This window comes from Streptomyces sp. NPDC053560 (assembly GCF_044544605.1).
In the GTDB taxonomy this organism is placed as follows: domain Bacteria; phylum Actinomycetota; class Actinomycetes; order Streptomycetales; family Streptomycetaceae; genus Streptomyces.
Genome location: NZ_JBITXI010000004.1, coordinates 342141 through 355115, shown reverse-complemented (window position 1 = coordinate 355115; position 12975 = coordinate 342141). Strand labels below are relative to the sequence as shown.

The 12975-nt window shown below is 71.7% G+C and carries 15 protein-coding genes and 1 riboswitch; of the genes, 7 read left to right on the top strand and 8 right to left on the bottom strand.

Going from position 1 to position 12975, the window contains the following annotated elements:
- Positions 1-73: 73 nt before the first annotated feature.
- Positions 74-130, bottom strand: a complete 57-nt coding sequence (locus tag ACIGQF_RS11370) for a trp operon leader peptide (RefSeq protein ID WP_399708613.1) — start codon at positions 128-130, stop codon at positions 74-76.
- A 100-nt stretch (positions 131-230) separates the two neighbouring features.
- Here ACIGQF_RS11370 and ACIGQF_RS11365 point away from each other — a divergent pair, with 100 nt between their 5' ends.
- Both ACIGQF_RS11365 and ACIGQF_RS11360 read left to right on the top strand, forming a co-directional pair.
- Positions 231-1580, top strand: coding sequence for a class II 3-deoxy-7-phosphoheptulonate synthase (locus tag ACIGQF_RS11365; RefSeq protein ID WP_399708159.1), 1350 nt, complete (start codon positions 231-233; stop codon positions 1578-1580).
- Positions 1581-1721: 141 nt separating this feature from the next.
- Positions 1722-1979 carry a bacterioferritin-associated ferredoxin gene (locus ACIGQF_RS11360; protein WP_399708157.1) on the top strand — a complete coding sequence of 86 codons (258 nt, stop codon included), beginning with the start codon at positions 1722-1724 and terminating at the stop codon, positions 1977-1979.
- A gap of 34 nt (positions 1980-2013) precedes the next feature.
- Here the strand turns inward: ACIGQF_RS11360 and bfr are convergent, their stop codons facing one another.
- On the bottom strand, positions 2014-2505 hold the full coding sequence (bfr, locus tag ACIGQF_RS11355; RefSeq protein WP_399708155.1) for a bacterioferritin: 492 nt from the start codon (positions 2503-2505) through the stop codon (positions 2014-2016).
- 156 nt (positions 2506-2661) lie between these two features.
- Between bfr and ACIGQF_RS11350 the strand changes: the two genes are divergently transcribed.
- The gene (locus ACIGQF_RS11350) at positions 2662-3285 is read left to right on the top strand and encodes a sulfite oxidase-like oxidoreductase (RefSeq protein ID WP_399708153.1); all 624 of its coding nucleotides are present in this window, start codon (positions 2662-2664) and stop codon (positions 3283-3285) included.
- Positions 3286-3323: 38 nt separating this feature from the next.
- On the opposite strand, the gene ACIGQF_RS11345 is transcribed toward ACIGQF_RS11350, so the two are convergent.
- From ACIGQF_RS11345 to thiO, 6 genes are all read right to left on the bottom strand, one after another.
- On the bottom strand, positions 3324-3806 hold the full coding sequence (locus ACIGQF_RS11345) for a DUF4396 domain-containing protein (protein WP_399708152.1): 483 nt from the start codon (positions 3804-3806) through the stop codon (positions 3324-3326).
- A 71-nt stretch (positions 3807-3877) separates the two neighbouring features.
- Positions 3878-4780: a deoxyribonuclease IV gene (locus ACIGQF_RS11340; RefSeq protein WP_399708150.1), complete on the bottom strand. Its 903-nt coding sequence runs from the start codon at positions 4778-4780 to the stop codon at positions 3878-3880.
- A gap of 48 nt (positions 4781-4828) precedes the next feature.
- Complete coding sequence (pknB, locus tag ACIGQF_RS11335; RefSeq protein WP_399708148.1) at positions 4829-6802, bottom strand: Stk1 family PASTA domain-containing Ser/Thr kinase; 1974 nt, start codon at positions 6800-6802, stop codon at positions 4829-4831.
- A gap of 56 nt (positions 6803-6858) precedes the next feature.
- Positions 6859-7713 (bottom strand): thiazole synthase, encoded by an 855-nt coding sequence (locus ACIGQF_RS11330; protein WP_399708146.1) that lies wholly within the window; start codon positions 7711-7713, stop codon positions 6859-6861.
- A gap of 9 nt (positions 7714-7722) precedes the next feature.
- Positions 7723-7968, bottom strand: a complete 246-nt coding sequence (gene thiS / locus ACIGQF_RS11325; protein WP_399708144.1) for a sulfur carrier protein ThiS — start codon at positions 7966-7968, stop codon at positions 7723-7725.
- A complete protein-coding gene (thiO, locus tag ACIGQF_RS11320; protein WP_399708142.1) occupies positions 7965-9191 on the bottom strand; it encodes a glycine oxidase ThiO in 1227 nt (408 codons plus the stop codon). Before thiO ends, thiS begins: the two co-directional genes overlap by 4 nt.
- A riboswitch (TPP riboswitch) is annotated at positions 9189-9302 on the bottom strand. It overlaps the preceding gene by 3 nt.
- Positions 9303-9499: 197 nt before the next feature.
- On the opposite strand from thiO, the gene ACIGQF_RS11315 reads away from it, so the two are divergent.
- The 4 genes from ACIGQF_RS11315 to metF all read left to right on the top strand — a co-directional run bounded on the left by ACIGQF_RS11315 (position 9500) and on the right by metF (position 12955).
- Complete coding sequence (locus ACIGQF_RS11315; RefSeq protein ID WP_399708611.1) at positions 9500-10678, top strand: NAD(P)/FAD-dependent oxidoreductase; 1179 nt, start codon at positions 9500-9502, stop codon at positions 10676-10678.
- A 90-nt stretch (positions 10679-10768) separates the two neighbouring features.
- Complete coding sequence (locus ACIGQF_RS11310; protein WP_346100301.1) at positions 10769-11134, top strand: Rv2175c family DNA-binding protein; 366 nt, start codon at positions 10769-10771, stop codon at positions 11132-11134.
- Positions 11135-11215: 81 nt separating this feature from the next.
- On the top strand, positions 11216-11866 hold the full coding sequence (gene thiE, locus ACIGQF_RS11305) for a thiamine phosphate synthase (RefSeq protein ID WP_399708139.1): 651 nt from the start codon (positions 11216-11218) through the stop codon (positions 11864-11866).
- Positions 11867-12037: 171 nt separating this feature from the next.
- Positions 12038-12955, top strand: coding sequence for a methylenetetrahydrofolate reductase [NAD(P)H] (gene metF / locus ACIGQF_RS11300; RefSeq protein ID WP_361560743.1), 918 nt, complete (start codon positions 12038-12040; stop codon positions 12953-12955).
- Positions 12956-12975 lie beyond the last annotated feature (20 nt).

Below are 12975 nucleotides of genomic sequence, written 5' to 3'. Positions count from 1 at the left end.
GGGACGGACCGGAGCCGGAAAGACCGAAGGCCGCCCCTCGGGCGGCCTTCGCAGTCAGTGGTGTACGCGCGAATCAGTGGGCCGCCGGATGAGCGGTCCACCACCAGTTCATGGGTGTGTGCGCGAACATGGCCTGCAGCCTACCCGATGGCACGGTGGGCTCTGTGGGTCCTGTCTCATACTGCGGTCGGCGTACTGGACGGCCCCGAAGACCCCGTAATGTTGACGAGGTGACCGTGAACGCTGAAATCCACGCCGGTGGCCACACCTGGCGAGACCTGCCCGCGGCGCAGCAGCCTGACTGGCCGGACCAAGAGGCTCTGCGCGATGTGATCGCGGAGCTCGAGTCCTATCCGCCGCTCGTCTTCGCGGGCGAGTGCGACCAGCTGCGCGAGCGCCTGGGAGCAGTCGCCCGTGGAGAGGCGTTCCTGCTGCAGGGCGGCGACTGCGCCGAGGCATTCGACGCGGTGTCGGCCGAGCACATCCGCAACAAGCTCAAGACGCTGCTCCAGATGGGCGCCGTCCTCACCTACGCCGGGTCCGTGCCCGTCGTGAAGGTCGGCCGGATCGCCGGCCAGTACAGCAAGCCGCGTTCCAAGCCGACCGAGACCCGCGACGGCGTCACCCTGCCGACGTACCGGGGCGACTCCGTCAACGGCTTCGAGTTCACCGAGGCGGCCCGGATCCCGGACCCCGAGCGGCTGAAGCGGATGTACCACGCCTCCGCCGCCACGCTGAACCTCGTGCGCGCCTTCACCACCGGCGGCTACGCCGACCTGCGCCAGGTGCACGCCTGGAACCAGGACTTCGTGAAGTCCTCGCCCTCGGGCCAGCGCTACGAGGCGCTGGCGCGCGAGATCGACCGGGCGCTGAACTTCATGAACGCCTGCGGGGTGGACCCGGAGGAGTTCAAGACCGTCGAGTTCTACGCCTCGCACGAGGCGCTGGTGCTGGACTACGAGACGGCGCTGACCCGTACGGACTCCCGTACCGGCAAGCTGTACGACGTCTCCGGCCACATGCTGTGGATCGGCGAGCGCACCCGGCAGCTGGACCACGCGCACATCGAGTTCGCCGCCCAGGTGAACAACCCGATCGGTGTGAAGCTCGGCCCGACGACCACGCCCGAGGACGCCCTCGCGCTGATCGACCGGCTGGACCCGGACCGCGAGCCGGGCCGGCTGACCTTCATCACCCGCATGGGCGCGGACAAGATCCGCGACAAGCTGCCCACGCTGGTGGAGAAGGTCACCGCTTCGGGTGCGCAGGTCGCGTGGATCACCGACCCGATGCACGGCAACACCTACGAGGCGGCCTCCGGCCACAAGACGCGCCGTTTCGACGACGTGCTGGACGAGGTCAAGGGCTTCTTCGAGGTCCACAAGGCGCTCGGCACGCACCCCGGCGGCATCCACGTCGAGCTGACCGGTGACGACGTCACCGAGTGTGTCGGCGGCGGCGACGAGATCTTCGTCGACGACCTGCACCAGCGGTACGAGACGGCCTGCGACCCCCGGCTGAACCGCAGCCAGTCGCTGGACCTGGCATTCCTGGTCGCGGAGATGTACCGGGACCAGTAGACGGGCGCGTAGACGCAACGTGGGGCGCGGATTCTGTGATCCGCGCCCCACTGCGTTGTTAAGTGCCCGCGATGGCGGGTAAGGTAAGGGTAACCTCACTCAAGATCATCCGAAGCTACGGGGAAGGACGGGGGTGACCGCGTGTACGTCTGCTCGTGCTTCGGAATCACTGAGGAAAAGGTGCGCGAACACGCGGACACCGGCGCCTGTACCCCGCGCCAGATAGCGTCCGCCTGCAAGGCCGGTACCGACTGCGGCGGCTGCGTGAAGCGCATCCAGGCCCTGCTGGGCCGTGGCGCCTGCCCCCGTCGCGAGCTGGCCGACAAGGGTGCCCCCGCGCTGGAGGAGCTGCCCGACCGGGGCGCGCCCGCGCCGGCGGAGCTGCCCGAGGCCGCCTAGCGGCCCGCCGGGCGACGGAGCCGCCCGTGTACGGTCACGCCGCCGAGTCCGGTGCCGTCTGCTCGATCACCGTGGACAGGTAGAGCGCCTCGCCGAGCTTCTCGATCAGCTCCAGCTGGGTGTCCAGGTAGTCGATGTGGTGCTCCTCGTCGGCGAGGATCGCCTCGAAGACATTGGCGGACGTGATGTCGCCCTTGTTCCGCATCACCTCGATGCCGCGCCGCAGCCGGTCGATGGCCTCGACCTCGACCTGCCGGTCGGCCTGGAACATCTCGGTCACCGTCTGCCCCACGCGGACATGGAAGAGCCGCTGGTAATTGGGCAGGCCGTCGAGGAGCAGGATGCGGTCGGTGAGCACCTCCGCGTGGCGCATCTCGTCGAAGGACTCCGCGCGTGTGTACTTGGCGAGCTTGGTCCAGCCCTTGTGATCCTGCAGCTTGGCGTGCAGGAAGTACTGGTTGATCGCGGTCAGCTCGGCGGTCAGCTGCTCGTTCAGGAACTCGATGACCTCGGGATCTCCCTGCATGACTGCAAGGCTCCTTCCACGCGACGACTGGACAGGTGCCGGGCATCCTTGCACCGGGGTGCATGGAGCGTCCAGTAAGTGCACGCTTAGTGTGAGTTGCCCGAATCGGTCCCGCCCTGGTCATCAGCACCCCTTCCGGTCTGACACCATGGAGACATGGGTCAGCCGGATAGCCGCGAAGAGGAGCTTCCTCAGCTGCCTCCGGGGCAGCGACTGCAGCGCGGATGGCCGGTCACACACTACGGACCCGTGCCCAAATTCCGCCCCGAACGCTGGGAATTCCGGGTCTTCGGCGCCACGGCCGACGGGGACAAGCACTGCTGGACGCACGAGGAATTCACCTCGCTGCCGTATGCCACCGTCGTCGCCGACATGCACTGCGTGACGAAATTCAGCATGCTGGGTGCCGAATGGGGCGGGGTGTTGACGCGTACGGTGCTCGATCTGGCGCCGCCCGACCCCGATGTCACCCATGTGATGGTCTGGGCCGAGTACGGCTTCAGCTCCAACATCCCGCTGGCGGACTTCGCGGACGAGCGCTGCCTGTTCGCCAGCCACCGGGACGGTGAGCTGCTCACCGCCGAGCACGGCTTCCCCGTACGGCTCGTCGTGCCGCACCTGTACGCGTGGAAGGGCCCGAAATGGGTCCGCGGCATCGAGTACATGAGGGCGGACCGCCGCGGCTTCTGGGAAGAGCGCGGCTACCACAACCTCGGCGACCCGTGGCGCGAGCAGCGCTACTCCTACCAGGAGGTACCGGGCGACGGCCCGGAACTCTGAGCCGTACGCCCTCGGCACTCCCGCGATACCCGGCCGCCTCAGTGGTACTGGTGCACCACGGCGTGCCCCTTGCCGCGGCCGATCATCCAGCGGTTCACGGGCGTGGTCACCAGGAACGCCATGGCCAGCGAGAACGCCAGCGTTCCCCAGAACAGCCCCTCCGACAGGTGGGCGTCCATCGCGCCCGGTACGAGAGCGATCACGCCGTTGTCGATCAGCTCCATCACCGCGATCGAGAGGGTGTCGGCGGCCAGCGCGACCTTGACGGCGGCCCGGAAGCCCAGCCCGGCCCGCAGGACGCCGCGCAGCGTGAGCGAGTAGCCGAAGACGAACGCCAGGGCGATGGCGAGGACCATCGTCGGCACGTTGTGCCAGCCCAGCGCGGTGCCGATCACCATGCCGAGGATCTCGCCGACGGCGCACCCCGTGAGGCAGTGCAGGGTGGCCTTCGCGGCCATCGCCCAGCCTGCCGGGGCGTGGTCGTGCGCGTGCTGTCCGGCGGGTGCGTGCTGGTGCTGCATGGAGACCTCCGTTCAGAAGGAACGGTTCCCGCCAAAGGCGGGAACCGCCGTATACCCCCCTAGGGTATTCCTCAAGAGGTCTCGGGAAGTTCTCCGCCGTCCCGCAGCTCCTTCAGACGTGCCACGTCCGCCGCGTGGCCTTCCTTGCCGCCCGGGGTCTCGATCACCAGCGGGACGCCCGCGGTCGCCGGGTGCCGGAACAGCTCCCCGAAGGGCTCGGCGCCGATGTGGCCGGACCCGATGTTCTCGTGGCGGTCCTTGTGCGCCCCCACCACGTCCTTGGAGTCGTTGGCGTGGATCAGCTTCAGCCGGCCCTCGCCGGCCACCGCCACCAGCTCGTCCAGCAGCGCCTTCGTGCCGCCCGGCGCCGCCATGTCGTGCCCGGCGGCGAACGCGTGGCAGGTGTCCAGGCAGAGCCCGGCCTTCGGGTGCCGGTCCAGTGCGTCCAGGTACGGGCCCAGGTCCTCCGCCAGCGAGCACAGCGAGGCGCCCTGCCCGGCGGTCGACTCCAGCAGCAGCCACGGGTCGTCGTCGTGCGTCAGCTCCTCCAGCAGCGGCAGCAGATGCTCGCGCACCTGCGCCAGCGCCGTGGCCCGCTCCCGTCCGCCGGTCGCCGAGCCGGTGTGCACGACGACGCCGAGCGCCCCGATGTCCCGGCCGCGGCGCAGCGAGTGCCGCAGCGACTCCACGGACTTCTCGACCGTCGCCGGGGTGTGCGAACCGAAGTTGATCAGGTACGGCGCGTGCACGTACGCCGGGATCGCGCGCTCCGCGCAGGCCGCGCGGAACGCCTCGTCCTGCATCGGGTTGCCGGGCGGGGTGGCCCAGCCGCGCGGGTTGGCGACGAAGACCTGGACGGCCTCGCCGCCGATGTCCTGTGCGTACGGGATGCCGACCTTGGCGAGACCGCCGGCCACCGGGACGTGGCCGCCGATCGGATTGCGCTCACGGGCGCGCTGCGGGGAAGTGCTCACCCGTCAAGGGTGCCAGGCGGCCGGGCGCCTGCGGCTGTCAGGTACGCCTCACAGCTTGCTGTCCAGCGTGATCGTGACCGTGCTGCCCTTCGGGGCGGTGTCGCCCGCGTCGACGGACTGGCTGTCGACCGTGTCCGACGGGAAGAGGAACGGCTTCTTCACCTCGACCTCGAAGCCCGCGTCCTCCAGCGTCTTCTTCGCGTCGGCGGCCTTCTCGCCCTCGACGTCCGGCACCTCGACCAGCTGCGGACCCTTGGACAGCGTGAGCGTCACCGTGTCGCCCTCGCCCAGCGTCTTCCCCTCACCCGGGGACTGCCGCGCGACCGTGCCCTTGTCCTCGGGCGAGTACACCGGCTGCGCGGCGATCTTCACCCGGAAGCCGGCCTCGCGCAGCTCGTCCGCCGCGTCGGCCCGCTCGTCGCCGACCACGTCCGGCACGTCGATCGCGCGGCCCCGGCTCACGGTCAGCGCCACCGCCGTATCGGGCCGCCGCTTCGCCCCCGCGGCCGGGTCCGTACGGATCACCGAGCCCTTGGCCACCTCGTCGCTGAACGTCTTGCGCTCGGTCCCCGGCGTCAGCCCCCGGTCGCGCAGCTTGCGCCGCGCGTCGGCCACCGGGGTGCCCGACAGGTCCGGCACGGAGACGATGTCCGGGCCCTTGGAGAGGGTGACGGTGACCGTGCCGGTGCCCCGGATGCGCTTGCCGTTCTCCGGGTCGGTGGAGATCACGTGCCCGCGCTCCACGGTGGAGCTGTAGGCGTGCGCCACGTTCATGTCCAGCCCGGCGTCGTGCAGCGTCCGCTCGGCCTTGGCCTGCGTCATGTCCAGCACCGCCGGCACGGTCGTGAACTGGCCCGTGGTGACGTACCAGGCGCCCGTGCCGAGCAGCAGCGCCGCCAGCACCGCGAGCACCACGGTGAGCGTCCTGCGGCGCGGCACGCGGGCGGGACCGGCACGTCGCGCGCCGCCCGCCGTGGGCAGCCGGTCGGTCCGCGCGTTCGCGCCGGCCGCCGTCGGCAGCAGGCTGGTGTGCCCCGCGGCGTCGTCGGCGTCGTCCGTACCGGGCAGCGAGAGCTGTACCGCGGCGGCGCGCTGGATCACGCTCGTGCGGTCCTCCGAGCCCGCCGTGCCGGTCGCCGGCTTCGCGCCCGGCGGCACCGCGTCCAGCTGCTCCTCGGTGAGCGCCGCGCGGGCGTTCCTGGCCAGCGCGAGCAGCGTGACCGCGTCCTGCGGGCGTACCTCGGGGTTGCGCGCGGTCGCCTCGACCACCAGATCGTCCAGCTCCGGCGGCAGCCCCGGCACGAGCGCGGACGGCGCCGGCACGTCCTCGTGGAGGTGCTGGTAGAGCACCTGGGCCGCGGTGCCGCCGTCGTGCGGCTTGCTGCCCGTGAGCATCTCGTACAGGGTCACGCCGCAGGCGTAGACGTCCGCGCGGGTGTCCGCGCCGCCGTCCTCGATCTGCTCGGGCGCGAGGTAGGCGACGGTGCCAAGGACCGTGCCTGTGGAGGCCGTGGTGTGCGTGTCGACCGCCCGGACCAGCCCGAAGTCGGCGACCTTGACCCGGCCGTCGTCCCCGATCAGGACGTTCTCCGGCTTCATGTCGCGGTGGATCATGCCGGCGCGGTGCGCGGAGCCCAGCGCCGCCAGGATCGGCTCCAGGATGTCCAGCGCGGCGCGCGGCTGCAGGGCGCCGCGCTCGCGCAGCACGTCCCGCAGGGTGCACCCCGCGACGTACTCCATCGCGAGGTACACGTACGAACCGTCCGTGCCCTGGTCGAACACGCCGACCACGTTCGGGTGCGACAGCCGGGCGACCGACTTCGCCTCCCGGATGAAGCGCTCGACGAAGGAGGCGTCCGCCACCAGGGACGGGTGCATCACCTTCAGGGCGAGCACCCGGTCCAGCCGGGTGTCGACGGCGCGGTAGACCGTCGCCATCCCGCCGGCGGCGATCCGCGCCTCTACGCGGTAACGGCCGTCGAGCAGCTGTCCGACCAGGGGGTCCTGAAGGGTGGTGTCCACGGCAGACGAGTCTACGAGCAGCCGTCCACCCGCCTCACGCCCCTGGCGCAGATCGCTCAGAAGGCGGGCCGCTCCGGGTCCAGCTCGGCCAGGCCCGCGGTCGGCGAGGACGCCTCGGCGAAGTGGCGGCGCGGGATCCGGCCCGCCCGGTACGCCAGCCGGCCCGCCTCGACCGCGTGCCGCATGGCGTGCGCCATCAGGACCGGCTCCTGCGCCCTGGTCACCGCCGAGGCCAGCATCACCGCGGCGCAGCCCAGCTCCATGGCCTGCGCGGCGTCCGAGGCGGTGCCCGCACCGGCGTCGAGGACGACCGGCACCCCGGCCCGCTCGGTGATCAGCTGGAAGTTGTGCGGGTTGCGGATGCCGAGCCCGGAGCCGATGGGGGAGCCCAGCGGCATGATCGCCGCGCACCCCACGTCCTCCAGCTTCCGCGCCAGCACCGGGTCGTCGTTGGTGTACGGCAGGACGGTGAACCCGTCGTCGACCAGCGTCTCGGCTGCGTCCAGCAGCTCCACCGGGTCCGGCAGCAGGGTCCGCTCGTCGGCGACGACCTCCAGCTTCACCCAGTCCGTGCCGAGCGCCTCGCGGGCCAGCCGGGCGGTGAGCACGGCCTCGCCGGCGGTGTAGCAGCCCGCGGTGTTCGGCAGTGTCCGGATGCCGTGCCTGTTCAGCACGGAGAGCACCGAACCCTGCACCGTCGGGTCCAGCCTGCGCATCGCCACGGTGGTCAGCTCGGTGCCCGAGGCGAGCAGTGAGCGCTCCATGATGTCCAGGCTCGGCGCGCCGCCGGTCCCCATGATCAGCCGGGAGCGGAAGGCCGTACCGGCGATGACCAGCGGGTCCGCTTCGGGGGCCGCGTCGTTCGCCGCCTCGGGGGCGGCCGTCTCTTCGAGGGTGTGCGTTTCGGTCATCTGTACGGATCAGCCTCCCTGTACCGCGGTGAGCACCTCGACGCGGTCCCCGGCGCCGAGCGGGGTCGCCGGCCACTGGCCGCGCGGCACGACCTCCTCGTTGACGGCCGCGGCGACCCCGCTGGCGGCGGTGGTCAGCGTTGCCACGAGCCGGTCGAGCGGCAGCCCCGCAGGGATCTCGCGGGGCTCGCCGTTCACGGAGACGGTCACGGGCGCCGGTCCGGAGGCGGCTTCGGGTGCCTGCTGGAGGGTCATGAGGTCTGCTCCTGAAGTGCGGGGCGCGCCGACGAAGAGGGGGAAGAGGCGATCGCGGGCCCGAAGCGCAGCGGCGTGAAGGGGCGCGCCTCCTCGGGCAGCTCGCCGGTGGTCAGCGCGTGGGCCATGACGTCGCCGGTGGCCGGGGTGAGCAGCACACCGTTGCGGAAGTGGCCGGTGGCCATCAGCAGGCCGGGCAGCGCGCTGGGCCCGAGGAGCGGCGCGTTGTCGGGCGAGCCCGGACGCAGCCCGGCGATCGTCTCGACCAGGGGCAGCTCCGTGATGCCCGGCACCAGCTCGTGCGCGTCGCGCAGCAGCTCGTAGACGCCGCCCGCGGTCACCGTGGTGTCCCAGCCCAGCTCCTCACTGGTGGCGCCGACGACCATGTCGCCGTTCTCGCGCGGCACCAGATAGAGCGGGCCGCCGCGTACGACGGCACGCACGGTGCGGGACAGGAACGGACCGTACGCGGCGGGGATCTTCAGCCGCAGCACCTGGCCCTTGACCGGCCGCACCGGCGGCCGCACGTGCTCCGGCACCCCGGCCAGCAGCCCGCTGAAGCTGCCGGCCGCCAGCACGACCTGCCCCGCCGGCAGCGCCGTGCCGTCCGCCAGCTCGACGCCCGTGGCCCGGCCGTCGGCGACGGACAGCTGTCCGGCCCGGTCCCGCACGAACGCCACCCCGGCCCGCTCGCAGGCCGTCAGCAGGGCCGTCGCGAGCCGCCTCGGGTCGATCTGGTGGTCACCGTCCACCCGGAGTCCGCCACGCACGCCCGGCGCGAGCATCGGTTCGAGCTTCCGGCACTCGCGGCCGGTCAGCCACTCCGAGTCCAGGCCGCAGCGGCGCTGCAGCGCGTGCAGCTCGCGCAGGTGGGCGCGGTCGTCGGCGTCCAGGGCCACGGCGAGCGTGCCGCACCGCCGGTACCCCAGCTCCTGGCCGCTCGCCTCGGCCAGCTCGGCGGCGAACACCGGGTAGCGCGCGGCAGAGTCGAGATTCAGCCCAAGGAGCGTTTCTTCGCCGTAATGCAGCTCGGTGACGGCGGCCAGCATGCCGGCCGCGACGCGTGCCGCACCGCCGCCCGGCGCCGGATCCACGACCGTCGTGCGCAGCCCCCGCTGGGCGGCGCGCCAGGCCGTCACGAGCCCCGCCAGACCGCCCCCGACGATCACCACGTCGGGGTGCCCGGAAGCCGTCCCCGGCGACATACCTGCAGGTGGATGCATGAGTGTCCAGCCCCTCCCTTCGCCGGCATGACCCGGATCAGGTTCGTACGGTCGGAGGCCGCCGCAGCCTCCCTCTCAGCCCGGTGCGTCCGGGCTCCCGCGAGTACAAGTGCCGTCAGAGTAGTACGCGTGCCCGACGCGTCGTAAGGGTGCTCTGCGCGGCCGGACCGTGACCCTGTGTCAGAGATCTCGTCGCGCGGTGCTGAGCCAGTCGAAGGACCGCGTCCTAGAGTGATCGAGTGAGCCAGCAGAGCAAGTACTCGCGGACCCCCGACCGCTCGCGCCGCGTCGTCATCGTCGGCGCGGGGATGGCGGGCGTGCAGACCGCCGTTGCCCTGCGCGAACAGGGCTGGCGCGGCACGATCACCCTGCTCGGCGCCGAACCCCACCCGCCCTACGACCGGCCGCCGCTCTCCAAGGCGGTGCTGCTGGGCAAGGCGGACGGTTCGGCCTTCGACGTCGACTTCGCCTCCCTCGGCATCGACCTGGAGCTCGGGCGGCGCGTCACCGGACTCGCCGCCGACGCCCACGAGGTGCTGACGGACACCGGCCCCGTTCCGTACGACCGCCTGGTCATTGCCACGGGGGCCGAGGCGATCACCCTCCCCGGGAGCGAGGACGTCCCGGGCGTCCACGTGCTGCGCACCCTGGACGACGCCGAGCGGCTGCGCCCGGTGCTCTCGGCGCAGCAGCGCGTCGTGGTGGTCGGCGCCGGCTGGATCGGCGCGGAGTTCGCCACCGCCGCCCGTGAGGCCGGCTGCGCGGTCACCGTCGTCGAGGCGGCCGACCGCCCGCTGGCAGGCGCGCTGCCCGAGGAGGTCGCAGCGCACATGGCCCGCTGGTACGCCGACGCGGGCGCCGTCCTCCGTACGGGCACCCGGGTCGCCGCGGTGAAGGAGGGCGCCGTCGTGCTCGCGGACGGCACGTCGCTGCCCGCGGACGCCGTGGTGATCGGCATCGGCTCGCGGTGCGCCACGGACTGGCTGGCCGGCTCGGGCGTCGAGTTGTGCGAGGACCGCTCCGTACGGGCCGACGAGCGGCTGCGCACCTCGCTGCCCGATGTGTACGCGGTCGGCGACTGCGCCTCCTTCCCGTCCGCGCGCTACGGGCGCCGCCTCCTCGTGCACCACTGGGACAACGCCCTTCAGGGGCCGCGCACGGTCGCCACGAACATCGCCCGGTGCGAGGCGGAGGGCACGGTGTACGACCCCGTGCCCTACTTCTGGTCGGAGCAGTTCGGCCGCTTCGTGCAGTGCGCCGGGTACAGCCCGGTCGCCGACGAGCTGATCTGGCGCGGTGACCCGGAGAGCGCGGCGTGGACGGCGCTGTGGCTGCGGGAGGGCGCGCTGGTGGCGCTGCTGGCGGTGGGCCGGCCGCGCGATCTGGCGCAGGGCCGCAAACTCATCGAGCGCGGCGCCCGGTTGGACCGGGCACGCGCCGCCGACGCCTCGGTGCCGCTGAAGTCGGCTGCGCTGTCCGGGCTCTGAGGGGCGGTCCGACCCCTGGTGTGGCCGGTGGTGTGCACTGATGGCGATGCCCGGCTACCGACTGTCAGTGGGGGATGGCACGCTTGGGGTGTGACCGAGATTGACGCAAAGATCGATGGACTGGTTTCCGCCTGGCTCACGCTTCCCGACATCGCCGAGGAGTTCGGCGTCGAGGTGACGCGGGTCCGGCAGCTGGTCAAGGAGGGCCAGCTGATCGCGGTGCGCCGCGGTGAGAACAGGGCCCTCCATGTGCCGGCCGAGTTCATCAAGGACGGAAAGGTCGTCAAGGGCCTGGTGGGGACGCTGACGCTCCTCAGGGACGACGGCTTCACCGACGAGGAGATGCTGGAGTGGCTGTTCACCGCCGATGAGACCCTGCCGGGGACGCCGGCGCAGGCGCTGCGCGAGAATCGCGGCACGGAGGTGAAGCGCCGGGCGCAGGCGCTCGCCGTCTGACACACCCGTCATCACCGCCGTAACCGCAGGGCGTACGGACCGGCAGATCCGGTCCGTACGCCCGGACTGGGGGAGCACCCGATGAGCACCGCACGACAGGCCCTGTCCGACGCCCGGCTGTACCTCTGCACGGGGGCACGCAAGGAGCAGGGCGATCTGCCGGAGTTCCTGGACGCCGTGCTCTCCTCGGGCGTGGACATCGTGCAGCTGCGCGACAAGGGCATGGAGGCCGGCGAGGAGCTGACCCACCTGGAGGTCTTCGCCGACGCCTGCAAGCGGCACGGCAAGCTGCTCGCGGTCAACGACCGCGCGGACGTCGCGCACGCCATCGGCTCCGACGTGCTCCACCTCGGCCAGGGCGACCTGCCGGTCCCGGCGGCCCGCGCCGTCCTCGGCGACGACGTGCTCATAGGCCGTTCCACGCACGCGGAGGCGGAGGTCGACGCCGCCCTGACCGCGCCGGGCGTGGACTACTTCTGCACGGGCCCCTGCTGGCCCACCCCCACCAAGCCCGGGCGGCACGCCCCCGGCCTGGACCTCGTGCGCTACACCGCCGCGCAGAGCCCCGCCCGCCCCTGGTTCGCCATCGGCGGCATCGACGCGGACAATCTGGACGAGGTGCTGGCCGCAGGCGCCCGCCGCGTCGTGGTGGTGCGCGCGATCACCGAGGCGGAGGACCCCGGCGCCGCCACGGCCGCGCTGGCGAAGCGGATCCGCGCGTACGACGCCTGAGCGCGACGCGCACCCGGAGTGACGCCGCGCGCATACGGAGCGTCACGAACCCCGGGGCGGTGAGCAGTGGTCTGACGTGAAGTGTCCGACTGGTGAACAGGAGCCCGGCAAACCTGGGCATTCCGCCAGGCGTGGTTGGGGGCCTGCCAGGCCGGTGGTTAACCTGCCGGTATGGCCCTAGGTACCCCTTCCACCAGGACTGACCGCGCGCGTACGGTGCGTGAACTGCTCGCTTCGGGCAAGCGGTCCTATTCGTTCGAGTTCGCCGCCCCCAAGACCGAGAAGGGCGAGCGGACTCTGTGGAAGGCCATTCGCCGGATCGAGGCCGTCGCGCCGACCTTCGTGTCCGTGACGTACGGCGCCGGCGGCACCTCCCGTGAGGGCACCGTCCGCGCGACCGAGCGGATCGCCACGGACACCACCCTCACCCCGGTCGCGCACCTGACGGCGGTCAATCACTCCCTCGCCGACCTGCGGAACATCATCGGCCAGTACGCCGGTGCCGGGATCCGCAACATGCTCGCGCTGCGCGGCGACCCGCCCGGCGACCCGATGGGTGAGTGGGTGCGCCACCCCGAGGGCATCGAGTACGCCGCCGAGCTGGTCCGGCTGATCAAGGAGTCCGGCGACTTCTGCGTCGGCGTCGCGGCCTTCCCCGAGATGCACCCGCGCTCCACCGACTGGGACACCGACATCCGGCACTTCGTGGACAAGTGCCGAGCGGGCGCCGACTTCGCGATCACCCAGATGTTCTTCAACGCAGAGGACTATCTGCGCCTTCGTGACCGGGTGGCCGCCGCCGGTTGCGAAACGCCGATCATCCCGGAGATCATGCCCGTCACGAACGTCCGGCAGATCGAGCGGTTCGCCCAGCTCAGCAATGCGGCATTCCCGCCGGAGCTGGCGGATCGCATCCTTGCGGTCAAGGACGATCCGGCGGCTGTACGCTCCATTGGCATCGAGTACGCCACGGAGCTGTGTGCACGCTTGACCGCCGAGGACGTTCCCGGGTTGCACTTCATTACCCTGAACCACTCCACGGCGACGCTGGAAATCTACGAGAATCTGGGTCTGCACCAGCAGACCTGACCACGTGCCCGCAGCGGCGG

Coding starts and splice junctions, on each gene's coding strand:
- thiO (WP_399708142.1), bottom strand. CDS start 9,191: ATGCATCCACCTGCAGGTATGTCGCCGGGGACGGCTTCCGGGCACCCC.
- bfr (WP_399708155.1), bottom strand. CDS start 2,505: ATGCAGGGAGATCCCGAGGTCATCGAGTTCCTGAACGAGCAGCTGACC.
- ACIGQF_RS11315 (WP_399708611.1), top strand. CDS start 9,500: ATGGCGGGCGTGCAGACCGCCGTTGCCCTGCGCGAACAGGGCTGGCGC.
- thiS (WP_399708144.1), bottom strand. CDS start 7,968: ATGACCCTCCAGCAGGCACCCGAAGCCGCCTCCGGACCGGCGCCCGTG.
- ACIGQF_RS11345 (WP_399708152.1), bottom strand. CDS start 3,806: ATGCAGCACCAGCACGCACCCGCCGGACAGCACGCGCACGACCACGCC.
- ACIGQF_RS11330 (WP_399708146.1), bottom strand. CDS start 7,713: ATGACCGAAACGCACACCCTCGAAGAGACGGCCGCCCCCGAGGCGGCG.
- ACIGQF_RS11350 (WP_399708153.1), top strand. CDS start 2,662: ATGGGTCAGCCGGATAGCCGCGAAGAGGAGCTTCCTCAGCTGCCTCCG.
- thiE (WP_399708139.1), top strand. CDS start 11,216: ATGAGCACCGCACGACAGGCCCTGTCCGACGCCCGGCTGTACCTCTGC.
- metF (WP_361560743.1), top strand. CDS start 12,038: ATGGCCCTAGGTACCCCTTCCACCAGGACTGACCGCGCGCGTACGGTG.